This window comes from Salmonella sp. SAL-020 (assembly GCF_017372215.1).
Classification (GTDB): Bacteria; Pseudomonadota; Gammaproteobacteria; order Enterobacterales; family Enterobacteriaceae; genus Salmonella; species Salmonella enterica.
In genome coordinates, this window is record NZ_CP071690.1 from 1,986,963 (window position 1) to 2,013,952 (window position 26,990).

Here is a 26,990-nt window from a genome sequence, read left to right on the forward strand (position 1 = left end):
CGGTGATGTATTACGGGTTTGACATTGGCGGAACAAAGATTGCGTTAGGCGTATTTGACTCAACGCGGCGGCTGCAGTGGGAAAAACGGGTTCCCACGCCCCATACCAGCTATAGCGCCTTTTTAGACGCCGTATGCGAACTGGTCGCGGAAGCCGACCAGCGATTTGGCGTAAAAGGGTCGGTAGGGATTGGCATACCCGGTATGCCGGAAACCGAAGACGGCACGCTGTACGCCGCGAATGTCCCGGCAGCCAGCGGTAAGCCGTTGCGCGCCGATCTCAGCGCCCGACTGGATCGCGATGTGCGTCTGGACAATGACGCTAACTGTTTTGCCTTGTCCGAAGCCTGGGATGATGAATTCACGCAATATCCTTTGGTTATGGGGCTTATCCTCGGCACCGGCGTCGGCGGTGGCCTGGTGCTAAACGGGAAGCCGATTACCGGTCAGAGCTATATCACCGGCGAGTTTGGTCATATGCGTTTGCCGGTTGACGCGCTAACGTTGATGGGGTTTGATTTTCCTCTCCGCCGTTGTGGATGCGGTCAGATGGGCTGCATTGAGAATTATCTGTCCGGGCGCGGGTTTGCGTGGCTATATCAGCATTATTATGATCAATCGCTGCAGGCGCCGGAGATTATCGCGTTGTGGGAGCAGGGCGATGAGCAGGCGCACGCGCATGTTGAGCGCTATCTGGATTTACTGGCGGTTTGTCTGGGGAATATACTGACGATTGTCGATCCCGATTTATTGGTGATCGGCGGCGGACTATCGAACTTTACGGCAATAACAACGCAACTGGCGGAAAGACTGCCGCGCCATCTCCTCCCTGTTGCCCGCGCGCCGCGCATTGAGCGTGCGCGGCATGGGGATGCAGGTGGGATGCGCGGTGCTGCTTTTTTACATCTTACCGACTAATCAAAAAAAGAGGTTGTTATGCAGTCGCGTCGGTTTCATCGATTAAGCCGCTTTCGTAAAAATAAACGTCTGTTGCGTGAACGTCTGCGCCAGCGGATCTTTTTCAGAGACAGAGTGGTGCCGGAAATGATGGAAAACCCAAGAGTATTAGTCCTTACAGGTGCAGGAATTTCTGCAGAGTCTGGTATTCGTACGTTTCGCGCGGCGGATGGCCTTTGGGAAGAGCATCGGGTTGAAGACGTGGCAACGCCGGAAGGATTCGCCCGTAATCCGGGGCTGGTGCAGACATTTTATAATGCCCGCCGTCAGCAGCTTCAACAGCCGGAAATACAACCCAATGCGGCGCATCTGGCGTTAGCGAAGCTTGAAGAAGCGCTTGGCGATCGCTTTTTGCTGGTGACGCAAAACATCGACAATTTGCATGAACGCGCGGGCAATCGCAACATCATTCATATGCATGGCGAGCTGTTGAAGGTGCGCTGTTCGCAAAGCGGCCAAATTCTGGAATGGAACGGCGATGTGATGCCGGAAGATAAATGTCACTGCTGCCAGTTCCCGGCGCCGCTACGTCCGCACGTGGTGTGGTTTGGCGAGATGCCGCTTGGCATGGATGAAATTTATATGGCGCTGTCGATGGCGGATATTTTTATCGCCATTGGCACATCCGGTCATGTCTATCCGGCTGCGGGGTTTGTGCATGAAGCAAAACTGCACGGCGCACATACGGTGGAACTGAATCTTGAGCCAAGCCAGGTCGGCAGCGAGTTTGAAGAGAAGCACTACGGCCCGGCAAGCCAGGTTGTGCCGGAATTTGTTGATAAATTCCTGAAAGGGCTGTAGTGCTGTTTGCCCGGTAACGCCTTATCCGGCCTACATTTCACGTTACGTTCATCTGTAGGCCCGACAGGCGCTTTGGCTGAATTAGCGTCCTGCTTTTAGCTTCTGATAATACTCTTCATAAATGGCGCTGGCGTCGCCGACATCGTTTTGCCACTCGCCTTTGCTGATGGTTTGCGCATCCGGATAGAGCGACTTATCATTGGCGACCTCCGGGCTTAACAGCTTACGCGCCGCCAGGTTGGGGGTAGGGTAGCCGATGGTTTCTGCCACCTCTTTCGCGACGTCAGGACGCAGCAGGAAGTTGATTAGCTTCAGCGCGCCCTCTTTATTTTTCGCGTTTGCCGGAATAGCCAGGCTATCCATCCAGAAAATACCGCCTTCTTTCGGCCAGACGACCTCCAGCGGCGTGCCAGCCTGACGAGCAACGAAGGCCGAACCGTTCCACACCATCCCCAGATTGACTTCCCCTTCCATATACGGATTCGCCGGATTATCGGAGTTGAAGGCCGCTACGTTCGGCATCAGTTTTTTCAACTCTTCATATGCCGCTTCGATCTCTTTCGGATCGGTAGTGTTACCGGAATAACCTAGCTTGCGCAGCGCCATCTGGAAGACTTCTCGCGCATCGTCGGTTAAAAGCAGGCTGTTTTTATATTCCGGTTTCCACAAGTCAGCCCAGCTGGTAATGGTTTTTGGATCGATAGCATCGCTGTTCACGCCAATCGCCGTTGCGCCCCAGATATACGGAACAGAATAATCGTTGTTGGGGTCAAACGGTTTGTTGAGCATTTCCGGATCGAGGTTGTGGAAATTGGTTAATTTCGACTTATCGATCTTCTGGATCATGCCTTCTTTGCGCATTTTGTCGACATAGTATGTAGAAGGAACAACCAGGTCATACGCGCCATCTTTATAGGTTTTGAGTTTGGCATACATGGTTTCGTTCGACTCGTAGGTCGAATAAATCACCTTAATGCCTGTCTCTTTAGTGAACTGTTCCAGCAGGCCCGGCGGTACATACTCAGTCCAGTTATAGAAATAGAGCGTGTCGTTGTCGGAGGCATGAGCGGCACTCATACCCAGCGCCAGGGCGCCCGCCGCGAGCAGGTGGCGTGACCATTTTTTCATTTAACGTCCCCTGAATTACGGGCCTTATCGGCCCTTGGTTTTATCACGAGCAATAAGCTGGCTGGCAATGACCATTACCAGAGACAGCACCAATAAAACGGTCGCCAGCGCGTTCACTTCTGGTGAAACGCCGACTTTTACCATGGAATAAATCTTTAAGGGTAAAATTTCATAGCCCGGCCCGGTGACAAACGACGAGACCACTACATCGTCCATCGACAACGTAAAGCTCAGCAACCAGCCCGCCGCCACCGCCGGCATCGCCAGCGGCAGAATGATTTTGCGTAAAATCGTTACCTCACTGGCCCCCAGGTCTTTTGCGGCTTCCAGCATTCTGACATCAAAGCCTTTCAGGCGCGAATAGACCGTGACGACCACAAACGGCAGGCTAAAGGTGATGTGCGAGAACAGCAACGACCAAAAGCCCAGTTGAATGCCGAGTAACATAAACAGCACCAGCAGGGAGATCGCCATCACGATATCCGGCGACATCATTACTACAAACAGCATCCCGCTGACGAATGGCTTCCCGCGAAAGCGGTAGCGATAAAGCGCCACCGCGGTTAACGAGCCAATCAACGTGGCGAAGGTCGCTGAAAAAATCGCCATCGTCAGTGAATGTTGAGCGGCCTGCAACAGACTGTCGTTATTGACCAGGAGTTCGTACCATTTAGTGGTAAAGCCCTGCCAGTTAATGCCGAACCGCGAACTGTTGAAGGAGTTCACGATCAGAATAATGATGGGAATATACAGATACGCATAGATGGCAGTCATGAAACCGCCACGGAGCAGCCGACCGATCATTCAAGTTCCACCTTCTTATTCAGAGGATGGGGTGCTTTTAGAGTATTGAAAATGATCAATTTTTTCTCTTCTCCAAAATCTCTCCAAAACGTCTCGCGGTTATCAGCAGCCAGGAAGAAGCAAGCTGCCGCTTGAAGCCGCGAATTTTACAACAAATTGCCAGACGAGCGGGAAAAAAAGGCCATTTAAATGACTATTCTCATCCGATCCGGTCATATGCGGCATTATTGCACCAGGCAAGAGGTTACTCTGTAGGCAAACATGGAGTACGTGAGTAAACCCTGAACGTGACGTTTGAGAAAGCGTCGTCTGATTTTATAAAAAACAACATAAACAGCCGCTTTGTTGTTCTGAGCGAACGTGTAGCGTGGTTAACTGTTCTTCCGCCATTTTTTGTATAGCCTGGGGGTCTATTCTAAAAATGGCGTGAAAAACCTGATCAGAGATGGTTTCGATTATCTCAGCTAACATACTTTGGCTGGTGCTGGGATCCGTTACGAGGAACGCCTGAAACGTCTTATCCGCTAGTAAAACCTCTTTTACCATTTTTTCAATAGGTATGTGGGTATGCGGTGGTGGTATTTCAAGCTGTTTTAATCCACACATCGCCATTGTTTCTAAAAATGCGTTTTGCTGAGTACTTTCGGATATATTCGCATGGTGTAAAATGCGCGTTGTCTTTTCAATCCCAGACTGAATTTTCGCTGCCAGGTAGGTTGCCTTTTCTTGCGCTTTCCACCCATCTAAATGTCCTTTTCTCAATTCAGTATATAAATACCCCTCTATGTTGTCTAATGGAACCGATAATATCGGCGCGCCAGCAGGATTGAGACATAATGTCGAAGGGAGGGGGTAGTCTACGATTTCGCTATATCTTCTCTTAATCATGGCCGTCATTTGTGGATGCGATTTTAAAATATCCGGGCGATCTTTCATTAAAAAATAAAGATTCCCCATGACTTCACAGCTAAAGGTATCGGTATTTTGAGTGATACGTAACAATTCGTTCTCTTCGTTTTGATCCATGATGCGAAGAATAATGGTGGCATCATTTTCATGAGGATTATGAACCTGAAATCTATCTCTTTGCGATGCGCAGGCTAACTCTTTCAACTCAAAAAAAATCTCTGTAAGCCGCTCTCGTGTGGGGGCGCGTTCGGCAAACAACATCTCATGTAGACAACGGTCCGCTTTTGCTTTGCCAGTAGAAAAAAAGAAGTCTTTAATTTTTTCCCATAAAACTTTCCACCATGCTTCTTTCGTATTCCTTGGGGAGTTGGTAAGGATTTCACTTTTTAAAAAACCATTCCCTATAGTAATCGGCATATTAATCTCACTTAAACTGGAGTAAAAATGACTACATAATTGATTAAATCGACCCTTTTTATCTCAACTGCGGGCGCATCGGATGTAATATAATTTTTAAAAGAGACTGACAATCAGTATAAAACCTGAGAGCTTCGCGTATAAACGCATTACTGTCTGTGATAGCGTCGCTACAGGTAAAAATAAAAGAAGGCCTGGCGCGGATGATGTTGTAGATTTGCAATACTGGCGGCAACTGCTTTCATGCGTTTTTTATGCCGGAGGCATGAAGTTTACCCTTGAATAAACTTCATGCCTGGATGCGTGTGGATTTGTTAGCGTTGCGCAATTAATCGCTTATATCACTCACCTTCTTATTCAATAAGCGGGAAGCCCGCCAGTAAATCAATAGCATGAGTCCCATCACAATGGTCAGCGTAATGCTGGTAGCCGCGCCAAACGGCCAGTCGCGAATATTCAGGAACTGTACCTTAATGACGTTACCAATCAGCAGGTTTTTCGCGCCACCCATTAAATCGGAGACGTAGAACAGGCCCATTGCCGGTAGCATCACGAGCAAGCAACCGGCGACAATGCCCGGCATGGTTAATGGAATAATGATGCGGATGAACGTTTGCATTTTACTGGCGCCGAGATCGCGTGCGGCCTCCAGTAGTGGTTTGTCGAGCTTCTCAATGCTGGAGTAGAGCGGCATGACCATAAATGGCAGCAAAATGTAAACCAGGCCGATAATAACGGCGCTCGGGGTGAACATGATGCGAATCGGTGTATCAATCACGCCCAGCCACAGCAGGAATTCATTGAGATAACCTTTAGTGCTCAGGAATATTTTCAGCCCATAGATGCGGATCAGTGAGTTGGTCCAGAAAGGAACAATCAGCAAAAACAGCAATAACGGACGTATCTTTTCCGGTAACTTCGCCAGAAACCAGGCAAAAGGATAGCCCAGCACCAGGCAGGAGAGGGTGGCGATCAGCGCCATATTCAGAGAGTGCAGGAGCACTTCAAAATAGAGCGGATCGAGCAGGCGCGCGTAATTATCCAGCGTAAAGACCATCTTGACGAAACTGGCGTCGTCACGGGTCAGAAAGCTGGTGCCAATGATCATCAGGTTGGGCAGAAAAACAAATAACACAAGCCAACCGACGATAGTGACAATCACTACATTCTGGAATTTACTTGTGTTCTTCATCAGCCAGTACGACCTCCCAGCTTTCTACCCAACTAATGGCCATTTTTTGGTCAAGTGAATGGTCGAAGTCAGGATCGTCTTCGTTGAAGAATTCGCTGACCATCACCATTTTGCCATTTTCCAGTTCAACCACCGACTCCAGCGTCATACCTTTATAATTGCGCTCGCGCACGTAGCCGATAAGCCCTTCGATGTGGTTATCATCGTTGATCTCTTCGACGCGTAGATCTTCCGGTCGCAGCAGGACGTTCAGTTTTTGGCCCGGTTCGACAGCGAAATTGACGTATATATTGCACTCCCGACCTTCTACGCTGGCGCGGACGCGCTGTTCATCAAGCCGTTCAATGACGGTTGCGTCAAAGCGGTTAATTTCGCCGATAAAACCGGCGACAAACAGGTTTTTTGGCTCTTCATAGATTTCACGCGGCGTGCCGTCTTGCTCAATCACGCCATTACGCATTACCACGATACGATCGGACATGGTGAGCGCTTCTTCCTGATCGTGAGTGACAAAAACAAACGTGATACCGAGTTTACGCTGTAATGCTTTAAGCTCGTTCTGCATTTGTTTGCGCAATTTATAGTCCAGCGCGGAAAGCGATTCATCCAGTAATAACAGGCGAGGTTTATTCACCACCGCGCGAGCGATAGCCACACGCTGCTGCTGTCCGCCGGAAAGCTGGTGCGGTTTACGTTGTGCAAACTCTTCAAGCTGCACCATACGCAGCGCATCGGTCACGCGAGGCGCTATCTCGGCGGCTGGCGTTTTTTGCATTCGTAAGCCAAACGCGACATTTTCAAACACCGTCATATGCGGAAATAAAGCGTAGCTTTGAAATACGGTATTTACATAACGATTTTCGGCGGGAACGTGGGTGATATCCTGGTTATCCAACATGATATGCCCGGCATCAACGGTTTCCAGGCCGGCAATCAGGCGAAGAACGGTTGTTTTACCGCAGCCGGAAGGGCCAAGCAGCGTGAGGAATTCGCCATTGTTAATGGTCAAATCCAGTTGCGAAATGACCTCTTTGCCATCGAAACTTTTGCTAATTCCAGACAAAAGCACCAGCGGTGAAAGCGAACGCGGTTGATTATTCAATTTCTTACTCTGTCCCATGTAAACGCAACGGATGGCTGACCGCTGCGGGGTTTGTGGTTAACCACCTTAATCACTCTTAATGAGGGCGGTCATTCTACGGCAAACCACTGTGATCGCCAATCCTTGTTGCGAATTACTGACTTAGCTTTATAGTCAGAAAGCGTGTCAAAGTGAAATATTCTTGTTTGCAGGGATAAAAGTGACCTGACGCAATATTTGTCTTTTCTTGCTTATTAATAATGTTGTCACGAAAAGTGAGGGTGACTGCATGGATAAACTACTTGAGCGTTTTTTACACTACGTATCGCTGGATACCCAATCAAAGTCGGGTGTTCGGCAGGTTCCCAGCACTGAGGGGCAGTGGAAGTTACTACGTTTGCTCAAACAGCAGCTCGAAGAGATGGGGCTGGTTAACATTACATTAAGTGAAAAAGGGACGTTGATGGCGACGCTCCCGGCCAATGTTGAGGGGGATATTCCCGCCATTGGTTTTATCTCCCATGTGGATACCTCTCCGGATTTCAGCGGTAAAAACGTTAACCCGCAGATTGTCGAGAATTATCGCGGCGGCGATATAGCATTAGGGATTGGCGATGAGGTGTTGTCACCCGTGATGTTCCCGGTACTGCATCAATTACTGGGACAGACGCTGATTACTACCGATGGTAAGACATTGCTGGGCGCGGACGATAAAGCCGGCGTTGCGGAGATCATGACCGCGCTGGCGGTGCTGAAAGGTAATCCTATTCCCCACGGTGAAATTAAAGTGGCGTTTACGCCTGACGAAGAGGTAGGGAAAGGCGCGAAGCACTTCGATGTTGAGGCCTTTGGCGCGCAGTGGGCCTATACGGTCGACGGCGGCGGCGTGGGCGAACTGGAGTTTGAAAACTTCAATGCCGCCTCGGTGAATATCAAAATCGTCGGCAATAACGTGCATCCCGGTACGGCAAAAGGCGTGATGGTCAATGCGCTGTCGTTGGCGGCGAGGATTCACGCGGAAGTGCCGGCGGATGAAACGCCTGAAACCACTGAAGGTTACGAAGGGTTTTATCATCTGGCCAGCATGAAAGGCACCGTTGACCGGGCCGAAATGCACTACATCATTCGCGATTTCGACCGTAAGCAGTTTGAAGCGCGTAAACGCAAAATGATGGAGATTGCCAAAAAAGTCGGTAAGGGGCTGCATCCGGACTGCTATATCGAACTGGTGATTGAAGACAGTTATTACAATATGCGCGAAAAAGTGGTTGAGCATCCGCATATTCTCGATATCGCCCAGCAGGCCATGCGTGACTGTCATATTACGCCGGAGATGAAACCAATTCGCGGCGGTACAGACGGGGCGCAACTGTCGTTTATGGGCCTGCCGTGTCCTAATCTCTTTACCGGCGGATATAACTATCATGGTAAACATGAGTTTGTGACGCTGGAGGGGATGGAAAAAGCGGTACAGGTGATTGTACGTATCGCGGAGCTGACGGCGAAGCGCGGCCAGTAGCGAATGTTACGCATTGTGGTGAAGCGTTTTATTATTTATGGCGGGATATTTTCCGCCATCAATTTTTCTGCCTGGAGCGCCGAATATACGCCTTCCTGGTCCCAGCGCCAGCAACAATCTGCAGCATGTTTTATGACCGGCGATGAAACCTGCATGACGTTTATTGATGATGCGGTGAGGCTGGCCTCGCAGCAATATGGCAAACGCTCAATACAGCTTGTTCGTAGCCTGCTATTACAAAGCGATATTTATCAATGGCTGGGTAAACCTGAATTAACGCCGCAAATGCTGCTGCGAGCGCGGGCAATAATGAAAACATTTCCGGCGGGCACTTATCCGGGCGATCGGGCCGATATGTTTGAACACCTGGCGGCCTTTTATGTTTACAGTGACGATCGCCATATAGAGTATTCATCTACAGAGCAGTGGCGATACGAGATTAAGGTTGATTACCGTCAGCGAATAGCCTGGCAAGAGCAGGCATTAACGTGGCGTCTTAAAGACAAAAAGGCATCGACGGAGGCATTGGTTTATACCTTAAACAGGATGCGCGACGCTTATTCTGATGCGCTGGAAGAGCGGGATGTCGAATGTGATAGTGCGCGTAAAGCCTATTATTTGGCGAAGATAGACACAACGGAGCGGCAGTGGCTGAGCGTTATTTTACGAGATAAAACCTGGGATAATCGTGAGCGCGTCGCCTCTTTTTTGCAGCAGAAAGCGGATATTGCTTATAATGCAGGGCATATTAGCGAGGCGATTAATGCGCTAAGTCAGGCGCTAAAAATTGAGCAAACGCTTTATGGCGCCGAATTCGGCGAAATGACGGTTGACAGCAATAATCTTGCTGGCTTTTATGCACAGGGCCATCATTATAAGGAAGCGAAAGATCTCTACCTTAAACTTATCGCGTATTACCAGAGCCGTTTAACGCCAATGGCGACGGTAATATCACGATTACGCTTTTATTTGCCCGAAAACATCGACCTGGACAGTACCTCCCCCTATCTCCCATTGCTGGAAGAATATAAACGTCGGCAGTCCGACGTATCCATGGTGTTGTATGGTATTTCGCTGCTTTATCAGAATAATCAACAGCTTGAACAAGCAAAAGACTTTGCGGAACGCGCCTTTACGCTTGATGCCGTAGCTTATCCAGCAAAGATGCAGTATGAACGATTACAGCGACTGGCTAATATTGCCGAAGGTCTTGGCGATAACGTACTGGCGCGACGTTACCGACAATTGTCATTTCGCCATCGAATGGCCCACTCGATTTATCCGGGCGATCCGCAATATAACGATTTCGCCAAACCTGGCGGCGATCGTTGTGGATAGTTTGCGTCAGCCCGGCGGTCGCCGGGCATTGCGATGTTCTTATCCTTCGAAAAACCAGTATCCGCTATTCACCAGCGCCGCCAGCATCGCGAGGAAGGACGGGTCTTCCAGCGCATCGCCGAAGTTTTCAGCGGTCAGTGCAATATGACTGGCGAGCGCCTCCAGAGCGGGGCGATGCGGAGAGTCTATTTTTTCGCCATTCGCATAGACCTCATCGCCGATACGCAACACGCGAAGCCCGCCGAGACGTACTAATACCTCGCCTTGCTTTAAGGCATCGTAAATTTCATCAGGCTGATACGGCGGCTCCGGCGGCGCAATATCCAGTTCGTGGCGTGACTGAGAGAGAAACTCGCCAAGCCACTGTTGGAAATGCGCGGGTTGATTGATCAAATCGAGCATCATATTACGCAGTTTATCCATCTCCTGCGGCAGGATATCCGCCGGATGCTTGCGGGACGGCATATCCGGATCGCTGTAGTATGTATTGCCCAACTCCCGTTGCAGGACGTAATCGGCAAAACCGCTGATCAGCTCACGGCTATTGGGCGCGCGAAAACCGACCGAATAGTTCATGGCGTTTTCCAGCGCATAGCCTTCATGCGGGAATCCTGGCGGAATATACAGAATGTCGCCCGGCTCCAGCTCTTCATCAATAATGGCCTCGAACGGATCGACTTGTAACAGGTCGGGATGCGGGCAGTGCTGACGCATTTGCAGCTTTTCGCCCACGCGCCAGCGACGGCGACCGGTTCCCTGAATAATAAACACATCATACTGATCCAGATGCGGGCCAACGCCGCCGCCGGGAACGGAAAAGGAGATCATCAGATCGTCGATACGCCAGTCCGGCAGAGCGCGGAACGGGCGCATCAGCGCGGCGGTGGGTTCGTGCCAGTGGTTTACCGCCTGTACCAGCAGCGACCAATTGCTCTCACCCAGATGATCGTAGCTTTCGAAAGGGCCATGGCTGACCTGCCATTTGCCATCCTGATGGCTAACGAGTCGGCTGTCGATTTCGCTTTCCATCGCCAGCCCCGCCAGCTCATCCGGCGAGAGCGGATCGATAAAGTTGCTAAACCCACGTTTTAAGACCACCGGGCGTTTTTGCCAGTGGCGTTCAAGAAAGTCGGGCCAGTTAAGAGTTAATTGGTATTCCATGTTAAGTATCCGCAGGCTGGTATCTGACACCGATTATAACGGATGCTTAACGAGATGCGTGGAAGAACGCACAGAAATGTTTATTCCTCTTTCTGTGTGGGATGCTGTCGGCCAAAAACGACCTCCATACGGGCACCGCCGAGCAGACTGTCGCTGGCAATGATCTGCCCGGCGTATTGTTCCGTAATCTCGCGCGCGACAGCCAGCCCCACGCCTTGTCCTGGTCGTAGGGTATCGGCGCGCTGACCGCGATCAAACACCAGGGAACGTTTACTGTGGGGAATGCCTGGGCCATCATCTTCGACGAAAATATGCAAATGATCGTCGGTCTGGCGAGCCGAAATCTCGACAAACTCCAGACAATATTTACAAGCGTTGTCCAGTACGTTGCCCATTACTTCGACAAAGTCGTTTTGCTCGCCGACAAAACTGATCTCTGGTGAAATATCCATACTGATATTCACCCCTTTACGCTGATAAACTTTATTTAGCGCGGAGATCAGGTTATCTAACAACGGCGCGACGGGATGCAGTTCGCGGCTTAACAACACGCCGCTACCGCGCATACTGGCGCGATGCAGATAATAGCCGATCTGCTGGGAAATCCGGCTGATCTGTTCCAGCATCACCGGTTCAGCTTTGCTGACGCTCATCTTTTCGTTGCGTAAAGAGCGTAATGTACTCTGCAAAACCGCGAGCGGCGTTTTTAAACTGTGTGTCAGGTCGGTCAGGGTCGTGCGGTATTTGTTATAACGTTCACGCTCGCTTTTGAGCAGTTGATTAAGGTTGCGCACAAGGCTGGTCAGTTCACGCGTCGTCTCCGGATTGAGCATTTCGCGGTGATGATCTTCAAGCTCGCGGACTTCCCGTGCCAGCGCCTCGATAGGGCGTAAGCTCCACCAGGCGGCGATCCACAGTAAAGGAATGACTAACAGTAAATTGGCGGCCAGCACGTATACGAACCAGCTCCACACCATATAGGAGCGTTTTAGTTCTATCGGAATGGTATCGACCACCACGATGGTTAACTGCGGCATCCGCGCCGTGGCAGGATAAATATTTACCGCTACCGAGTGGGTCATCTCCGCATCATCGTCATCTTCACGTACTTCTTTGAGTTTTTCCTGCGCGGAATGGTCCTCGCTCAACAGCGTGCTGGTGGCGTCTACGTTGGTTTCAATTTCATGGAAGCCGTTCGTTTTTAACCATTCCGGTTGAATGCTTTTAATCAGCCAGGGGATATTGCGCTGCGTCCATAATAATTTGCCCGTTTCATCGTAAATCAGCGTCATGGTCGGGCTTTGCATGTCCAGATTTTCAGGCAGCTCAACGCTGATTTTATTATTTTCCCATTTGGCGAGGGTATAAAACAGGTTGCTTTCGCCGCGCAGCAAACGAAAGGTGGTTTTATCAAAACTTACGCTATAGCCGACCAGCGCCACTATGCCATATGCCAGAGAAAGCACCAGCACGACGCCGGCTGTCGCCAGCAAAAAACGAACCCGCAGCGACAGCGGCAGAAAATGGCGAGCAAATTTATTCATTAGCGCAATTCAAAAAGATATCCTTGTCCGCGTACGGTGGTAATGACATCGTGCGGATACTGGGCCTGTATTTTTTTCCGCAGACGCCCCATGAGAACATCAATGGTATGACTTTCCCGCAGTTCCGCATCCGGATACAGCTGAAGCATCAGCGAATCCTTGCTGACCACTTTACCGTTGTTACGGATAAGTGTTTCCATAATGGTGTATTCGAACGCCGTGAGTTTGATGACCTCTTCATTGACGGATAATTCCCGGCGTGAGAGATCCACCTGGAACGGCGGGATGTTGATCACTTGGGAGGCCAGACCGCTATTACGGCGCATTAACGCCTGCATACGCGCCATTACCTCTTCGATGTGGAATGGCTTCGTCACGTAGTCATCGGCCCCGGAGCTGAGAACCTCGACTTTATCCTGCCAGCCTTCGCGCGCGGTTAACACCAGAACCGGCAGTGAAACATCACTGCTGCGCCAGCGGCGTATCAAGGAAAGGCCGTCTTCATCCGGCAGACCTAAATCGACAATAGCGATATCCGGAAGGTGTTCATTAAGGTAGTAATCAGCTTCCCTGGCATCTTCTGCGGCATCGACCTGGTGACCTGAATCCTGGAGCTGAACCTTCAGGTGGTGGCGTAATAATGCATTATCCTCTACAACCAGTACGCGCATCATCTCTTCTCCCTTGTGTTAACAATAAGAACAGTCTAGCGTTGATTATGGTGCTTTGGGGATAAACAGTTAATAAACCAGACAAATAGTCACCCTCTTTCTGAAGAAAAGAGGGTGAGGCAGGCATTATTTAAGTTCGTCGACCAGAGTCACAGCGCGACCGATATAATTTGCCGGCGTCATGGCTTTAAGGCGCGTTTTTTCTGCTTCCGGCAGGGCCAGACTATCAATAAACTGTTTCATTCCTTCGGCATCAACACGCTTGCCACGGGTCAACTCTTTCAGTTTTTCATATGGTTTTTCAATACCATAGCGGCGCATGACGGTCTGGATCGGTTCGGCTAATACTTCCCAGTTGTGATCCAGTTCGTCAAGCAGATGATCGCGGTTTACTTCCAGCTTGCTGACGCCCTTCAGGGTGGACTGATAAGCGATAAGCGCATAGCCGATGCCGACACCCAGGTTACGCAGGACGGTTGAGTCGGTCAGATCGCGCTGCCAGCGGGAAACCGGCAGTTTGTTTGCCAGATGGTGCAACACTGCGTTAGACAGACCGAGGTTGCCTTCTGAGTTTTCAAAGTCAATGGGGTTAACTTTATGCGGCATGGTAGAAGAACCGATCTCCCCGGCGATGGTTTTCTGTTTGAAATGGTTCAACGCAATATAGCCCCAGACATCGCGATCGAAATCGATCAGGATGGTGTTAAAGCGCGCGATACAGTCAAACAGTTCCGCAATATAATCATGCGGTTCAATCTGGGTGGTGTAAGGATTCCACTGGATGCCCAGCGAGGTGACGAACTCTTCGCTGAACTGATGCCAGTCAACTTCCGGATAGGCGGCGATATGCGCGTTATAGTTGCCTACGGCGCCGTTAATTTTACCGAGGATCTCCACCTGGTTGAGCTGGCGGAACTGACGCTCCATCCGATACGCCACGTTCGCCATCTCTTTACCCAGAGTGGAAGGCGTTGCCGGCTGGCCGTGGGTGCGGGAGAGCAGAGGAATGTCGCGATACTGCGTGGCGAGATCTTTAACCGCGTTAATCATCTGACGCCAGTAAGGCAGGATCACTTCATCGCGCGCGGTTTTGAGCATTAACGCGTGCGACAGGTTGTTAATGTCCTCAGAAGTGCAGGCAAAGTGGATAAATTCGGAAACGTCATGTAGCGCCGGGATCGCGGCGACTTTTTCTTTCAGAAAATACTCAACCGCTTTCACATCGTGATTCGTGGTGCGCTCAATGGTTTTAATGCGCGCGGCATCTTCTTCATTGAAGTTTGCAACAAGCGTATCCAGGTAACCGTTTGCGTCGGCAGCAAAAGCAGGAACTTCCTTGATCGCTGCGTGCGCGGCTAATTTCTGCAGCCAACGTACTTCGACTTGTACACGAAATTTCAGCAAACCGTATTCGCTAAAAATTCCGCGCAGCGCGCTGACTTTATCGCCGTAGCGTCCATCGACAGGGGAAACGGCGGTCAGTGAGGATAATTCCATAGATCATAACTCCGGGGTTAAATGAGCAAGAATTTGTTTTGCCTGAGTCGTCAGGCGATGACGAGAAAACATAAGCTGTAGGCGACCACCGCCTACCTGATGCCAGAGCACGGCTGCACGGATGCCTGCCAGTAGCGAGGCGCGGACTTTGGCCTGCACCTGCGGACTTTGCAGAACGGCCGGGGAGCCCGTCACCTGAATGCGCGGGCCCAATGGGCTAATCACATCCACGTAGATGCCCGCCATGGCGCTCATTAACGTGTCTGACTGTAAATCAAAATGGTCAAGCTGGCGCTGCAGGCCGTTAATGCGATCGCCTAACGTATTCAACGCGCCTTTGGCGGATGACAGCTTGCGCTCCAGCACCATCAGGCTAAGCGTATAACGCGTCAGTTCGGCGTTAAGTCCTTGTCGGCTGCTGGCATTCAGCACGCCGAGCAGTGTTTCCAGACCAAGACGCAGGTTAGCTTCGCTGCCGCCGAACACGCCCAGAGTAGAACTGGGATTCATATCAATGACACTGTTGAGTGAAACGTGCAACGCGTCGGCATCACAGTGCCCCTGGTGCGCCAGTTGTTGCACCAGGCGTGCCGACTGGCAAATGCCAGACAGCGCGAGGGTGATGTCATAATAATTCTTTGCCACAATCACTGCTTCCTTGTATCAAATAAAATACACTTCATCTTTTAAGCCGCTTTGAGGCGACTTGAATGGTGTTGTGTATTGAATAATCAGACCGTCAGCGGCAGTCGCTGCTCGATAATGCCGCCGCCCAGGCAGACTTCGCCGCTGTAAAAGACAGCGGACTGGCCCGGCGTAACGGCGGCAACCGGCTCGTCAAAAATGACCTCGATACGATCGTCATCCAGCGCGTTAATCGTGCACGGAATATCGGTCTGGCGGTAGCGGGTTTTTACCGTACAGCGCAGGGTGCCGGTGAACGGTTCGCGATCGACCCAATGTAGCTGCTGGGCGATGAGGCCTACCGACATCAGACGTGGGTGCTCATGCCCCTGGGCGACAATTAACACATTGTTTTCAACGTCTTTATCCACCACATACCAGGGGTCTTCGCTACCGTCTTTGGTGCCGCCGATTCCCAGCCCTTTACGCTGACCGAGCGTATGATACATCAGACCCTGATGCTCGCCGATTTCATCGCCGTCAACGGTAATGATTTTCCCCGGCTGCGCAGGCAGATAGCGCCCTAAAAAGTCGCGGAATTTGCGCTCGCCGATAAAGCAGATACCGGTAGAATCTTTTTTCTTGGCGGTTACCAGCCCCAGATCTTCGGCGATTTTACGCACCTGCGGTTTTTCCAGCTCGCCAACCGGGAACAGACTTTGCGCAATCTGCTCATGGCCAAGCGTATAGAGGAAGTAGCTCTGATCTTTGTTGCCGTCGAGCCCGCGCAACAACCGGCTTTTGCCGTTTACATCCGCGCGGCGAACGTAGTGACCGGTGGCGATATAGTCGGCGCCTAAATCTTCTGCGGCAAATTCAAGGAAGGCTTTAAATTTGATCTCTTTATTGCACAGAATATCCGGGTTCGGCGTACGGCCCGCTTTGTACTCTTCAAGGAACAGTTCAAAGACGTTATCCCAATATTCTGCGGCAAAATTAACGGTATGCAGTTCAATGCCAAGCTTGTCGCACACGGCCTGCGCGTCAGCCAGATCGGCTGCCGCGGTACAGTATTCCTCACCATCGTCCTCTTCCCAGTTCTTCATGAACAGGCCTTCTACCTGATAACCCTGTTGTTGCAACAGCCAGGCGGAAACGGAGGAGTCGACACCGCCGGACATGCCGACGATCACTTTTTTTGGGCTTTCTGACATTGGAATACTCGCGACATTGAACTTCAAGGCGGCGTATTCTACCACGCAGCCCTTTACTTGACACCCTCTGTAAACGGCCAGTTAAATTCGCCCACTATAGATAAGGGGTAACATTGTCCCGTTTGATAACTGCGAATGCTTTCAGCCACCAGCGGAGAACGTAAATTCGGCGCGTTCAGAATCTCGTCGGCGCTCACCCAACGGCAGCAATCGATGTCATTGTCATGGGGTTCGGTCGCGCAAATATGATCAAGCTTGATAGCGAATAAAAAGCGCAGGAACGGGGTCTTATCCGGCGCAATCCACTGATGCATACGGATAAAATACTGTGGTTGCGCCGTGATGCCAGTCTCTTCCCACAGTTCACGCGCGGCGGCCTGCGCCAGCGTTTCATCTGCCTCCAGGTGTCCGGCAGGTTGATTCCATAACGATTTACCGTTGATGGTCTCTTCCACCACCAGAAATTTATCTTCGGCATGTACGATGCAGGCAACGGTCACGTGCGGCTTGAACATAGGCATCCTTATTAAAGCGGTTTATCAATGTGGTCATAGATCGCGTCAAGCTGTTTCAGACGCTCGTTATAAGCTTTTGTCAGGCAGGTGACATCGGCCTTGCACTGCTGACGCTGTTTAAGCCAGCTCTGCTGGGCGTCCTGCAGCGCGCCGCGACTGCCCATCGCGAACAACCCTTTCAGAAACTGATATTTGGTGTGCATTTCCACGTTTTTATCATTCAGCGTCAGGTGCGCGCAGATAGCCTTTTCATCCGCAGCCTGCGCTTTCTGGCAGTCGAAGCTGGCCGCATCGACGGATAACGGTGTTAATAAAGCAAAAGCAATGAGAAGCCGTTTCATCTGTCTTTCTCCTGTGCGATCTCGCGCCACTGTCCATTATCGAGGCCGTTGAGCGTGTAGTCGCCCATGCTGTAACGAATTAATCGTAGAGTGGGATGACCGACATGCGCTGTCATGCGTCTTACCTGGCGGTTGCGGCCTTCATATAAGGTGACTTTTAGCCAACTGGTGGGAATATTCTTCCGTTCGCGAATCGGCGGGGTGCGCGGCCACAGCCAGTCAGGCTCCGCGACAATCTCAATACCGGCGGGCAGGGTAGGGCCATCGTTGAGCGTGACGCCAGTACGAAGCGCCTGCAGCGCTGCATTATCCGGGATACCTTCTACCTGAACATAGTAAATCTTGCCGGTGCGTTTGCCCGGTTGCGTGAGGCGCGCCTGCAGCGCGCCGTCATTAGTCAGCACCAAAAGCCCTTCGCTGTCGCGGTCCAGGCGGCCTGCGGCATAAACGCCTTGCACAGGAATAAAATCTTTTAACGTGCGGCGACCTGCTTCATCCGTGAACTGCGGCAACACATCGTAAGGTTTATTGAACAAAACCACGCGTTTTGGCTGGTTTTCTTTCCGTGATTTAGATGCTTGTCGTGAGCTGAATCGCTTAACGTAGTGATTTCTAAAAGAAGTTTTTTGCATGGTGTTTTCAGAACTTATTAATTGCCGCATTATAGCGCAATAATGAGTGTCTTTCATGGCGGCAAACAATAGGGTAGTATTGACATGCTCATTACAAAACATTAACAAAAAATTGCTCTAACGCAGTCGTGCAGCAGGACGCCATTGCACATGCAGCGCGATGACAGACGAGCAAACCAGAAGCGCTCGAAGGAGAGGTGAATGGAAAGCAAAGTAGTTGTTCCGGTGGAAGGTAAGAAGATCACCCTGCAAAACGGCAAACTCAACGTTCCTGAGAATCCGATTATCCCGTTTATTGAAGGCGATGGTATCGGTGTTGATGTCACTCCAGCCATGCTTAAAGTAGTCGATGCCGCCGTCGAGAAAGCCTATAAAGGCGAGCGTAAAATTTCCTGGATGGAAATTTACACCGGAGAAAAATCCACACAGGTTTACGGCCAGGATGTCTGGCTTCCCGCTGAAACCCTTGATTTAATTCGTGACTACCGCGTAGCGATTAAAGGTCCATTGACCACGCCGGTTGGCGGCGGTATCCGCTCTCTGAACGTTGCCCTGCGTCAGGAGCTTGACCTGTACGTTTGTCTGCGTCCCGTTCGTTACTATCAGGGCACGCCAAGTCCGGTGAAACATCCGGAGCTGACCGATATGGTCATCTTCCGTGAAAACTCTGAAGACATCTACGCCGGAATTGAATGGAAAGCTGACTCTGCAGACGCTGAGAAAGTGATCAAGTTCCTGCGCGAAGAGATGGGCGTGAAGAAAATTCGCTTCCCGGAGCACTGCGGTATCGGTATCAAACCGTGTTCTGAAGAAGGCACTAAACGTCTGGTTCGCGCGGCGATTGAATACGCTATTACCAACGATCGCGATTCCGTCACGCTGGTACATAAAGGCAATATCATGAAGTTCACCGAAGGCGCGTTTAAAGACTGGGGCTACCAGTTGGCGCGCGACGAGTTCGGCGGTGAGCTTATTGACGGCGGTCCGTGGCTGAAAATTAAGAACCCGAACACGGGTAAAGAGATCGTGGTTAAAGACGTTATCGCCGATGCGTTCCTGCAACAAATCCTGTTGCGTCCGGCGGAATACGACGTTATCGCCTGTATGAACCTGAACGGTGACTATATTTCCGATGCCCTGGCGGCTCAGGTTGGCGGTATCGGTATTGCACCGGGTGCGAATATCGGCGACGAATGCGCGTTGTTTGAAGCGACTCACGGGACTGCGCCGAAATATGCGGGCCAGGATAAAGTCAACCCAGGCTCCATTATTCTGTCTGCGGAGATGATGCTGCGCCACATGCAGTGGTTCGAAGCCGCAGACCTGATTGTTAAAGGTATGGAAGGCGCGATTGCCGCGAAGACCGTGACCTATGACTTTGAACGCCTGATGGAAGGCGCTAAGCTGCTGAAATGTAGTGAGTTTGGTGACGCGATTATCGCAAATATGTAATAACGATAATTGTTAAAAACTAAAACGGGGACTTAACGTCCCCGTTTTTATTATTAGTATTCGAACGGTTATCAAAACTTTATCAAAAAAATTTATCAAAACTCCCTCAATTCAGACCGCAATAGTAGTTCATCCTTTACCCCGATCGTCATGATAACCTGAGACCCCCCTGAAAGCTGATAGTTACCGATTTTGATTGTAGTGGTTTTCTTAATAATGTGTGATTTGGCTATTTTTTGAAAGTGCCTTACCAGATTTATTGTTATTATCAGGATAATTTTTTAATAAAAAGTGATGGTTTATTGACTACAATAGTGGGTAGGTTAAGTATTTTATAAAATTATTAGCATGCTTTATTTGCTTTTCTACAAGGCTGCTAAGAAGTGTTGAAATATCAGCCTGATAAAGAATACGTCAGCGAAAGTGAATGCTATATTAGTCATAAAAATTCAGGAGACATATGCTCAAACCTATCTGCCATAGTGGAAGTATAAAGGTTCCGGAATATCTGGAAACAGATAAGGAAAAAAATGCCGGACGTACTCCACTGTCTTCAGACATTCAGCAAGTTAGAAATGTTGTTGAAGATGTTCCGCCATTTCCAGAAAGCAGAACGGCGAGAGGTTCTGTGAGCGCAGCGTACAGGCTTTCTTTTGACGAAGTGTTTTGCGGTCTCAGCAATGAAGAGCGTAAAAAGGTGTATGGTCGCCTTTTTGGAAAACAAGTACTTGCGCATATTCATTCCAGGTGTCAGCGAGACGCTGACATAATAAGAGAAAAAGCGCTCAGGCGGATAAGCCGTGAGTGTGGTACCGAAATAGATTGCACTCTCTTGCTAAATAAGATGGTGGATATTTTACAAAATGCCCGGCTGACAATAAATTTTAATGCGGCAAAAATTGACTTTGCCTCTCTCTTAAAAAATAAAGAATATCTGAACTCTTATGCATTAGGTTGCAGACCAGGAGATTTACCTGCTTATAATGTCGGACGTGATTCAGTTGAAACTAAAGCATTTGAACTGGAGAGGCTTGCAGATTCACCTTATGCCCCATATGGTCAGACAGGCGGTTTTTCCGTAGCATATACTCCCAACAGTAGAACTTTTAGCCCTACAAGCAGACCAATTTATGCTGCACTGGACTTTCTGAACGGTGAAAATGGAGGTGCCAGCGCCTATGGGAAATCATTTTTTGAATTAAATGATAATGTAAAAACAAATTGTACATTATCACCTTTTGATATCTACGGCCACAGATTTGGTCTGGATACGAGTAAACTATCAACATTTTGGCATATGGAGAACCTGATTGCATCCTGTCAAAATGATTTTTTTGGTTATAATTGCTTTAAGAGTTTGGTTAAAATGGCTAAGGGCGAAAAATTTTTAGCTCATTCTAATTATGGTAAAGGCTATGAAGGGAATTATATAGAAGCTCATATTCATGGTGATGTATGTTTATTCAGAGATATAAAACACGTTTATTTGTCTTTGCAAGAAAACTCTTACTCGGAAAGTCAACTATATGATTATGCAAAACAAATAAACCTGGTGCTTAATAGAGACTGCATAATATTATATTGACAAGCTTATTATCAGGCTCTTTAAAAGAGCATTAAATGATCATGAGCGCATACTTCTTGAGGTAGGCAGTAGCTGCTATATTTATTAGCTTAGGATCAATCTGGCAGATACCTGGGTGGCGCTCCAGTATGGCCTAGCAAAATAGAGGAATATGGACCAGTAGAAGCGCCTGCTGGCTACTTTTCACTTAAATCGCTGGACTTCACCGGCGCTTCAGATGAAGCGACCTTCACAGTCATCAAGTGGCCTGTATTACCACAGGAGTGATTTACTGGCTATCGATATTCCTGCTCATATCAATGACAGTATTTCGCTCTTTCCCGTACATTGCTCTCCCGACCAGCTCACGGTCCAGTACATGACAGTCCTTTTCCACTTCGCTACGCCTAATTTTTTTTTAGTTGCTCTGTTTTATTGCGCTGAATTTGTACCTCAAAACAATAATTTTAAATACTTATTTGAATATTTTTTTTATGATTTTTTCACGAAATGAGTAAAAAACAAAATGAAGAATGATATAAATAATTAATGCAATAAAAAATGATATCACACCAATTGATGGTCCTGTTTTGTATACGAATAACATGCATAAAAATATAGCAAATAGATCAAGGGAAATATCCGCGATGAAATCAGTAATTATTTTGAAAAAATTCTTCATATTACCTCTTTAAAATATCTATTTTATTCATCATTTTTAGGTCGGGCAGTGCTCGAAATTCTCACGTACAACGTATACGCTCCGGTTTCTGCGCGCTGCCCGGCTTCACACTGGCTCCAACAAGTACGCCCGCTGGAATAGATTCCTGGCGTCACATAACTTCACCTGGTTATCCACAAAAGACTCAATAAATAAACATCTTGAGTACGAAAAATTACAGTGTCAGAGAATGAAATAGCGATTCGCTGTCTTCAAGCAGTGCCTTAGTACCTGGCACGCGCTCTTTCGCGCTATAATTTTTATCAATGTTTGTATCGCCTGCTATTTTTTAAATGTCTGCTGTATTTCGTTCATCTTTTCAGCTGCTTTTTTACGCTGACTTTCAATGTCTTTTCTCGATTGTTCAACAAGTTGCTGTGCTTTTTCGGCTTATTTTTTTGGGTCGAAAGGTTCTTTGATCTCATATCCGGCAATAGAACCATCCTTATTTAAGGTCATTACCGCACGTGCTGTATTTTTAGCAGTGATGGTAATGTCATAGACGAATTCGCCATTATGAGCTATCTCTGCTCGTACAACGATATCGCTATCTTCCGTAACGGAAATGATGCCACTGGCGTTAGCGCGTTTAATTGTTTCCTGAATACGCTCTGGTATAATGCTGAAATTGATCGAGTCGAATTTGAATAAAGCCTCTTTTAGTGCTTCTTGTTTTTGCTCCTCTGTTATAGTGCCAAAGATGGTTAAGTTGACAGGCGAAGGTCCCCCCCAGTAGCCGTTGTTAAATTTAAACATCTCTACTTTAGCAGGGGTGTTAACGCTTTGTCGAATGAATGAATACCCGCCCTTGAAGAAACGGACTTCAATAATCGCAAGATTGGCTCCACCTTTTGCGTTGATATTGGCAATAGCTTTTTGCATTTCGGCTTTGTCGTAAAAGAACATTGATTGCTGGTGCTCTTTTTGCTGGATTTTTTGCATGTATTTCTCTTGATTTTTTTCAGCTTCCGCCATGGCATCTTTATCGTTATCACAGGCGCTAATTAGAGTTGCTGCAATGAAGGTAATCGGAAGTAAGAGATTTTTATATGTAACATGTATTTTATTCATGTGAAGTATTTCCCTTTTTTATATAAAATAGATAGTCTTGACTGGTCGAGACTATCTTGGAAACATAGTAATAATGCGTGTGCATATCTGCAGTAAGTTTTAGTTATGCTGGTTTTATTTCGGATTTTTACCTGTTACTTTTTGTTCGTAAATAGGTATTTTACGTATTGATGATAAGTTTAGAACCTATCCCAGTAGGCGTAATCGTTAAAGCCAGTTTGGCGAATAAAAGAGTCTAATGGGATAGGCTCTTAATAAACAACAAAACCAAACGTACTTTCAGATTTCAGGCTGGAATGCGCACAGCTGATTGTTGATAAGGGCTACTCATACCGACAGGCCAGTGAAGCGATGAATGTCGGTTCCACATACCGGTCTGAGGTATCAACAACAACATGTTCTGAGTGGTAGCGTTTGCGTTATATCGTCACAGACAGCGCCTCAGGGCGCTGTTTTCGATCGGACATGTCGCTTTCGCAGGAGGGGACGTTATTCGGCGACCAGCCACATATCAGCCTCTTCAAACATCTCTTCCAGCATACGGTGCAGCCGTTCTTTCTCGGTTTTTGTACAGTCACTGTTTAATGCGTTCGCCTGCATTGGCTTAACTTTCACTTGCGCATCGGGAAAAAGTTGATGTACGCGTTTTGTGAGTTCATTGAGGATGATTTCGCGTGCGCCTGGCAAACCTTCAACATTTCGCTTGTCATAAACGAGTTCGACGAACATCGCCATTTCCTTTTTACTGGTTGGATGACCAGTATTTAAGCTGGGTATATAACTGGTGTCAAGGTTTAGCCGCCGTTTTGTCATCCTGACGTTGCGGACGTAAAGTAAATTGATCGCACGTGGAAGTAAAGGTCGCTAACCTGTTGTCGTGTCAAGAGGTTAGCGGCACTCTCTTCACAGCGGTGTCCTGCTACCTGATGGTAAATTCCAGGGCGCGACTAAAATCGCAATCGGCCAACACAACAGGGTCGCCTTTTCTGACAATAATGCTATTTGTGCCCAGGCATTTTCGGCTCTGTTTCCCCTTAATTTTGTTATCATCAGTGAGCCAGCGCTGGTTATCATTACCCGTGCATGAATAAAGAATGATTGGTGTGCCTTCTTTTGTACCTTGTCCTGCGGCATCCAGACATTTCTCACCCTGCGTGATTCTGTCTCGGTGAAATGAGAAAAGCTGAGATTGCACATGCTTACACTCCCGCAGCGTCAAACGATTCTGTTGATCTGGGCCTGTATCAAGGCACAGACCATCAGTTGTCCGAATTTGTTCCGCGTCATTTATGTAATAACCACCGGAATTAATCTGGTTTTGTGTAATGACCGGGAACGACAAATTAATACTATAAGGTGTGGGTAAGCCGTTCGTCGTACATCCACATAAAATAGAGGAGAGGCAGAGAACCAGTGTGGTTTTTCCTGAAAGCAAAGTCATTCAATTATTACCCTAAAAATAAATAGCGTTACAACTATATTGGCGATTTATACCCACTGAATATGACGTAGCATTGAGCGGCAATAGAGATAATTCCGATAGAATCACATAAATACTTCGGTTAAATGCGCGCAGCCAGCCACTCCTGTGACGATGGGTATATAGCGTTAAATACTTTTGCAATATTAGATGCTATCACAGTGAAAAACGGCTGTACATTTCTTCACGTTAAACAAAGTGAGAAGGGGGGGGCACCCGATATATGATAAAAGAGGTCACAGGAGTCATTAGCAAAATAAATCTTTTAGATTTTCGCCACTGAAAACATTCTGCAGCCTTTCAGGCAAAGCCTCATAGCAGGCTGCGGAGGTAGACGTACTCGCTAAATTTTTCTGAAAAAATGCCGGGTGACGAATTATGAAAGATAAACGTTGGCGGCGGTAGGTCCGCGGAGGCCATTAATACGACAAAACTCAACGCGTATACCGGGGATAAGCGCTTCTGTTTCGTGTTGGCGACATGCTGAAATGTGGACCTGAACATCTTTGCGTCCATCGGAGGGGGTGATGAGACCTTTACCGCTCTTACAATCAAAGGTTTTGACAATTCCTGTCATTTTACGAGACAAACAAATTCCTTAATGGGGATAACGAGGCGCACTATACACGTCAGGAAAAATAATGCCAGCTATATTTGATGGCAATCAAGATTTCCGGATGGCTAAAAGTAGTCGTTCGGCACCATTGTAGATAAATAACATTATGTTCTGGAGAAAGTATTCCCTTTCCTGGCGTCATTGACTGGTGCGGACATCATGGGTTTTGTCGTCGGGCAGGACGGTGAACTAATCTGCCTGGCTTGCTTTTTATCAGTATTTGTAGGTGGTTGCGGGGTTTTACTACCAAAATCGTAGATAAAAATATCCCATGATGCCTGTTGTAAACCAGAACAATGGCCTGAACTGGCCAAAACATGGAATGAAAAAATAAGTAATGACCAAAGCATAAAAGCATGATGTTTCATAGCACCTCCTGTTATATATAATGACTTGTGAAGTTCATCTCCTGAATTATGGAACGTCATTGACATTTTTTATTCAACGAAGAGTTAACCACTCTTAATAATAATGGGTTTTATAGCGAAATAGACTTTTTTATCGCGTGTTCAATATTTGCGTTAGTTATTATTTTTTTGGAATGTAAATTCTCTCTAAACACAGGTGATATTTATGTTGGAATTGTGGTGTTGATTCTATTCTTATAATATAACAAGAAATGTTGTAACTGATAGATATATTAAAAGATTAAATCGGAGCGGGAATAAAGCGTGCTAAGCATCATCGTGAATATGATTACAGCGCCTGCGATGGCATATAACCGTATTGCGGCTGGAGCGTCACGTGAGGACTGTGAAGCACAATGCGATATGTTCTGGTTATATGGCGAGTTTGCTTAATGACATGTTTTTAGCCGATCGGTGTCAGGTTTCTTAATGTGGTTGTGAGATTTTCTCTTTAAATATCAAAATGTTGCATGGTGGGTTTGTTGTTCTATAGTGGCTAAACACTTTATGGTTTCTGTTAAATATATATGCGTGAGAAAAATTAGCATTCAAATCTATAAAAGTTAGATGACATTGTAGAACCGGTTACCTAAATGAGCGATAGAGTGCTTCGGTAGTAAAAATATCTTTCAGGAAGTAAACACATCAGGAGCGATAGCGGTGAATTATTCGTGGTTTTGTCGATTCGGCATAGTGGCGATAACTGAATGCCGGATCGGTACTGCAGGTGTTTAAACACACCGTAAATAATAAGTAGTATTAAGGAGTTGTTATGAAAAATATTATTTTATCCACTTTATTTATTACTACAAGCGTTTTGGTTGTAAATGTTGCACAGGCCGATACTAACGCCTTTTCCGTGGGGTATGCACAAAGTAAAGTTCAGGATTTCAAAAATATCCGAGGGGTAAATGTGAAATACCGTTATGAGGATGACTCTCCGGTAAGTTTTATTTCCTCGCTAAGTTACTTATATGGAGACAGACAGGCTTCCGGGTCTGTTGAGCCTGAAGGTATTCATTACCATGACAAGTTTGAGGTGAAGTACGGTTCTTTAATGGTTGGGCCAGCCTATCGATTGTCTGACAATTTTTCGTTATACGCGCTGGCGGGTGTCGGCACGGTAAAGGCGACATTTAAAGAACATTCCACTCAGGATGGCGATTCTTTTTCTAACAAAATTTCCTCAAGGAAAACGGGATTTGCCTGGGGCGCGGGTGTACAGATGAATCCGCTGGAGAATATCGTCGTCGATGTTGGGTATGAAGGAAGCAACATCTCCTCTACAAAAATAAACGGCTTCAACGTCGGGGTTGGATACCGTTTCTGAAAAGC

General features: G+C 48.0%; 26 protein-coding genes and 1 pseudogene. 7 read left to right on the forward strand and 20 right to left on the reverse strand.

What is annotated here, in order from left to right; all coding sequences use genetic code 11:
- Positions 1-5 precede the first annotated feature (5 nt).
- Together nagK and cobB are read left to right on the forward strand one after the other, a co-directional pair.
- Entirely contained in the window at positions 6-917 is a 912-nt protein-coding gene (nagK, locus tag J1G48_RS09540; RefSeq protein ID WP_000291330.1) for an N-acetylglucosamine kinase, read from the forward strand.
- Between the two features lie 18 nt (positions 918-935).
- The gene (gene cobB / locus J1G48_RS09545) at positions 936-1,757 is read left to right on the forward strand and encodes a Sir2 family NAD+-dependent deacetylase (RefSeq protein WP_001191856.1); all 822 of its coding nucleotides are present in this window, start codon (positions 936-938) and stop codon (positions 1,755-1,757) included.
- Between the two features lie 81 nt (positions 1,758-1,838).
- Here cobB and potD read toward each other — a convergent pair whose 3' ends face one another.
- The 5 genes from potD to potA form a co-directional block, all read right to left on the reverse strand.
- On the reverse strand, positions 1,839-2,885 hold the full coding sequence (gene potD, locus J1G48_RS09550; RefSeq protein WP_000759329.1) for a spermidine/putrescine ABC transporter substrate-binding protein PotD: 1,047 nt from the start codon (positions 2,883-2,885) through the stop codon (positions 1,839-1,841).
- Positions 2,886-2,909: 24 nt separating this feature from the next.
- Positions 2,910-3,689, reverse strand: coding sequence for a spermidine/putrescine ABC transporter permease PotC (gene potC / locus J1G48_RS09555; RefSeq protein WP_000580299.1), 780 nt, complete (start codon positions 3,687-3,689; stop codon positions 2,910-2,912).
- 315 nt (positions 3,690-4,004) lie between these two features.
- Positions 4,005-5,015 (reverse strand): SPI-2 type III secretion system effector SifA, encoded by a 1,011-nt coding sequence (gene sifA / locus J1G48_RS09560; RefSeq protein ID WP_001576144.1) that lies wholly within the window; start codon positions 5,013-5,015, stop codon positions 4,005-4,007.
- A 328-nt stretch (positions 5,016-5,343) separates the two neighbouring features.
- The gene (potB, locus tag J1G48_RS09565) at positions 5,344-6,207 is read right to left on the reverse strand and encodes a spermidine/putrescine ABC transporter permease PotB (protein ID WP_000799391.1); all 864 of its coding nucleotides are present in this window, start codon (positions 6,205-6,207) and stop codon (positions 5,344-5,346) included.
- Positions 6,191-7,327, reverse strand: a complete 1,137-nt coding sequence (gene potA / locus J1G48_RS09570; RefSeq protein WP_000531607.1) for a spermidine/putrescine ABC transporter ATP-binding protein PotA — start codon at positions 7,325-7,327, stop codon at positions 6,191-6,193. The genes potB and potA overlap by 17 nt, the downstream gene beginning before the upstream one ends.
- A 250-nt stretch (positions 7,328-7,577) precedes the next feature.
- Between potA and pepT the strand changes: the two genes are divergently transcribed.
- Both pepT and J1G48_RS09580 read left to right on the forward strand, forming a co-directional pair.
- Positions 7,578-8,807, forward strand: a complete 1,230-nt coding sequence (gene pepT, locus J1G48_RS09575) for a peptidase T (protein ID WP_000359415.1) — start codon at positions 7,578-7,580, stop codon at positions 8,805-8,807.
- Positions 8,808-8,810: 3 nt separating this feature from the next.
- Positions 8,811-10,145, forward strand: a complete 1,335-nt coding sequence (locus J1G48_RS09580) for a hypothetical protein (RefSeq protein ID WP_000944545.1) — start codon at positions 8,811-8,813, stop codon at positions 10,143-10,145.
- 39 nt (positions 10,146-10,184) lie between these two features.
- On the opposite strand, the gene roxA is transcribed toward J1G48_RS09580, so the two are convergent.
- From roxA to rluE, 9 genes are all read right to left on the reverse strand, one after another.
- Complete coding sequence (roxA, locus tag J1G48_RS09585) at positions 10,185-11,306, reverse strand: [50S ribosomal protein L16]-arginine 3-hydroxylase (protein WP_000456514.1); 1,122 nt, start codon at positions 11,304-11,306, stop codon at positions 10,185-10,187.
- An 80-nt stretch (positions 11,307-11,386) separates the two neighbouring features.
- The gene (gene phoQ / locus J1G48_RS09590) at positions 11,387-12,850 is read right to left on the reverse strand and encodes a two-component system sensor histidine kinase PhoQ (RefSeq protein WP_001031687.1); all 1,464 of its coding nucleotides are present in this window, start codon (positions 12,848-12,850) and stop codon (positions 11,387-11,389) included.
- Positions 12,850-13,521 carry a two-component system response regulator PhoP gene (gene phoP / locus J1G48_RS09595; RefSeq protein WP_001537766.1) on the reverse strand — a complete coding sequence of 224 codons (672 nt, stop codon included), beginning with the start codon at positions 13,519-13,521 and terminating at the stop codon, positions 12,850-12,852. The genes phoQ and phoP overlap by 1 nt, the downstream gene beginning before the upstream one ends.
- Before the next feature lie 126 nt (positions 13,522-13,647).
- The gene (gene purB / locus J1G48_RS09600) at positions 13,648-15,018 is read right to left on the reverse strand and encodes an adenylosuccinate lyase (RefSeq protein ID WP_000423759.1); all 1,371 of its coding nucleotides are present in this window, start codon (positions 15,016-15,018) and stop codon (positions 13,648-13,650) included.
- A gap of 3 nt (positions 15,019-15,021) precedes the next feature.
- Positions 15,022-15,663 carry a high frequency lysogenization protein HflD gene (gene hflD, locus J1G48_RS09605; protein ID WP_001519653.1) on the reverse strand — a complete coding sequence of 214 codons (642 nt, stop codon included), beginning with the start codon at positions 15,661-15,663 and terminating at the stop codon, positions 15,022-15,024.
- Positions 15,664-15,749: 86 nt separating this feature from the next.
- Entirely contained in the window at positions 15,750-16,856 is a 1,107-nt protein-coding gene (mnmA, locus tag J1G48_RS09610) for a tRNA 2-thiouridine(34) synthase MnmA (RefSeq protein WP_000004540.1), read from the reverse strand.
- A gap of 53 nt (positions 16,857-16,909) precedes the next feature.
- Entirely contained in the window at positions 16,910-17,371 is a 462-nt protein-coding gene (locus J1G48_RS09615) for an NUDIX hydrolase (protein WP_000476069.1), read from the reverse strand.
- An 11-nt stretch (positions 17,372-17,382) separates the two neighbouring features.
- Complete coding sequence (locus tag J1G48_RS09620; protein ID WP_000825951.1) at positions 17,383-17,712, reverse strand: lysozyme inhibitor LprI family protein; 330 nt, start codon at positions 17,710-17,712, stop codon at positions 17,383-17,385.
- Positions 17,709-18,374, reverse strand: coding sequence for a 23S rRNA pseudouridine(2457) synthase RluE (gene rluE, locus J1G48_RS09625; protein WP_001249412.1), 666 nt, complete (start codon positions 18,372-18,374; stop codon positions 17,709-17,711). The genes J1G48_RS09620 and rluE overlap by 4 nt, the downstream gene beginning before the upstream one ends.
- 171 nt (positions 18,375-18,545) lie before the next feature.
- Between rluE and icd the strand changes: the two genes are divergently transcribed.
- Both icd and sopF read left to right on the forward strand, forming a co-directional pair.
- Positions 18,546-19,796, forward strand: coding sequence for an NADP-dependent isocitrate dehydrogenase (gene icd, locus J1G48_RS09630; RefSeq protein ID WP_000444508.1), 1,251 nt, complete (start codon positions 18,546-18,548; stop codon positions 19,794-19,796).
- Positions 19,797-20,256: 460 nt separating this feature from the next.
- Entirely contained in the window at positions 20,257-21,381 is a 1,125-nt protein-coding gene (gene sopF, locus J1G48_RS09635; RefSeq protein WP_000917263.1) for a type III secretion system effector SopF, read from the forward strand.
- 454 nt (positions 21,382-21,835) lie between these two features.
- On the opposite strand, the gene J1G48_RS23565 is transcribed toward sopF, so the two are convergent.
- The 6 genes and pseudogenes from J1G48_RS23565 to pagD all read right to left on the reverse strand — a co-directional run bounded on the left by J1G48_RS23565 (position 21,836) and on the right by pagD (position 25,616).
- Complete coding sequence (locus tag J1G48_RS23565) at positions 21,836-22,042, reverse strand: hypothetical protein (RefSeq protein ID WP_000787625.1); 207 nt, start codon at positions 22,040-22,042, stop codon at positions 21,836-21,838.
- A gap of 321 nt (positions 22,043-22,363) precedes the next feature.
- A pseudogene (locus J1G48_RS09640) lies at positions 22,364-23,152 on the reverse strand (lipoprotein EnvF).
- A 489-nt stretch (positions 23,153-23,641) separates the two neighbouring features.
- Positions 23,642-23,881 (reverse strand): virulence protein MsgA, encoded by a 240-nt coding sequence (msgA, locus tag J1G48_RS09645; protein ID WP_000497451.1) that lies wholly within the window; start codon positions 23,879-23,881, stop codon positions 23,642-23,644.
- 190 nt (positions 23,882-24,071) lie between these two features.
- A complete protein-coding gene (locus J1G48_RS09650) occupies positions 24,072-24,593 on the reverse strand; it encodes an RICIN domain-containing protein (RefSeq protein WP_001532066.1) in 522 nt (173 codons plus the stop codon).
- Positions 24,594-25,008: 415 nt separating this feature from the next.
- Positions 25,009-25,221, reverse strand: coding sequence for a cold shock-like protein CspF (gene cspF, locus J1G48_RS09655; protein ID WP_001537306.1), 213 nt, complete (start codon positions 25,219-25,221; stop codon positions 25,009-25,011).
- Positions 25,222-25,352: 131 nt separating this feature from the next.
- The gene (gene pagD / locus J1G48_RS09660) at positions 25,353-25,616 is read right to left on the reverse strand and encodes a virulence protein PagD (RefSeq protein ID WP_001535993.1); all 264 of its coding nucleotides are present in this window, start codon (positions 25,614-25,616) and stop codon (positions 25,353-25,355) included.
- Positions 25,617-26,427: 811 nt separating this feature from the next.
- On the opposite strand from pagD, the gene pagC reads away from it, so the two are divergent.
- The gene (gene pagC, locus J1G48_RS09665) at positions 26,428-26,985 is read left to right on the forward strand and encodes a virulence membrane protein PagC (RefSeq protein WP_000789466.1); all 558 of its coding nucleotides are present in this window, start codon (positions 26,428-26,430) and stop codon (positions 26,983-26,985) included.
- Positions 26,986-26,990: the final 5 nt, after the last annotated feature.

Coding starts and splice junctions, on each gene's coding strand:
- phoQ (WP_001031687.1), bottom strand. CDS start 12,850: ATGAATAAATTTGCTCGCCATTTTCTGCCGCTGTCGCTGCGGGTTCGT.
- icd (WP_000444508.1), top strand. CDS start 18,546: ATGGAAAGCAAAGTAGTTGTTCCGGTGGAAGGTAAGAAGATCACCCTG.
- msgA (WP_000497451.1), bottom strand. CDS start 23,881: ATGTTCGTCGAACTCGTTTATGACAAGCGAAATGTTGAAGGTTTGCCA.
- J1G48_RS09650 (WP_001532066.1), bottom strand. CDS start 24,593: ATGACTTTGCTTTCAGGAAAAACCACACTGGTTCTCTGCCTCTCCTCT.
- cobB (WP_001191856.1), top strand. CDS start 936: ATGCAGTCGCGTCGGTTTCATCGATTAAGCCGCTTTCGTAAAAATAAA.
- roxA (WP_000456514.1), bottom strand. CDS start 11,306: ATGGAATACCAATTAACTCTTAACTGGCCCGACTTTCTTGAACGCCAC.
- mnmA (WP_000004540.1), bottom strand. CDS start 16,856: ATGTCAGAAAGCCCAAAAAAAGTGATCGTCGGCATGTCCGGCGGTGTC.
- nagK (WP_000291330.1), top strand. CDS start 6: ATGTATTACGGGTTTGACATTGGCGGAACAAAGATTGCGTTAGGCGTA.
- sifA (WP_001576144.1), bottom strand. CDS start 5,015: ATGCCGATTACTATAGGGAATGGTTTTTTAAAAAGTGAAATCCTTACC.
- pepT (WP_000359415.1), top strand. CDS start 7,578: ATGGATAAACTACTTGAGCGTTTTTTACACTACGTATCGCTGGATACC.
- sopF (WP_000917263.1), top strand. CDS start 20,257: ATGCTCAAACCTATCTGCCATAGTGGAAGTATAAAGGTTCCGGAATAT.
- potA (WP_000531607.1), bottom strand. CDS start 7,327: ATGGGACAGAGTAAGAAATTGAATAATCAACCGCGTTCGCTTTCACCG.
- J1G48_RS09615 (WP_000476069.1), bottom strand. CDS start 17,371: ATGTTCAAGCCGCACGTGACCGTTGCCTGCATCGTACATGCCGAAGAT.
- pagD (WP_001535993.1), bottom strand. CDS start 25,616: ATGAAACATCATGCTTTTATGCTTTGGTCATTACTTATTTTTTCATTC.
- potB (WP_000799391.1), bottom strand. CDS start 6,207: ATGAAGAACACAAGTAAATTCCAGAATGTAGTGATTGTCACTATCGTC.
- purB (WP_000423759.1), bottom strand. CDS start 15,018: ATGGAATTATCCTCACTGACCGCCGTTTCCCCTGTCGATGGACGCTAC.
- J1G48_RS23565 (WP_000787625.1), bottom strand. CDS start 22,042: ATGAAGAATTTTTTCAAAATAATTACTGATTTCATCGCGGATATTTCC.
- pagC (WP_000789466.1), top strand. CDS start 26,428: ATGAAAAATATTATTTTATCCACTTTATTTATTACTACAAGCGTTTTG.
- J1G48_RS09580 (WP_000944545.1), top strand. CDS start 8,811: ATGTTACGCATTGTGGTGAAGCGTTTTATTATTTATGGCGGGATATTT.
- phoP (WP_001537766.1), bottom strand. CDS start 13,521: ATGCGCGTACTGGTTGTAGAGGATAATGCATTATTACGCCACCACCTG.
- J1G48_RS09620 (WP_000825951.1), bottom strand. CDS start 17,712: ATGAAACGGCTTCTCATTGCTTTTGCTTTATTAACACCGTTATCCGTC.
- potD (WP_000759329.1), bottom strand. CDS start 2,885: ATGAAAAAATGGTCACGCCACCTGCTCGCGGCGGGCGCCCTGGCGCTG.
- potC (WP_000580299.1), bottom strand. CDS start 3,689: ATGATCGGTCGGCTGCTCCGTGGCGGTTTCATGACTGCCATCTATGCG.
- rluE (WP_001249412.1), bottom strand. CDS start 18,374: ATGCGGCAATTAATAAGTTCTGAAAACACCATGCAAAAAACTTCTTTT.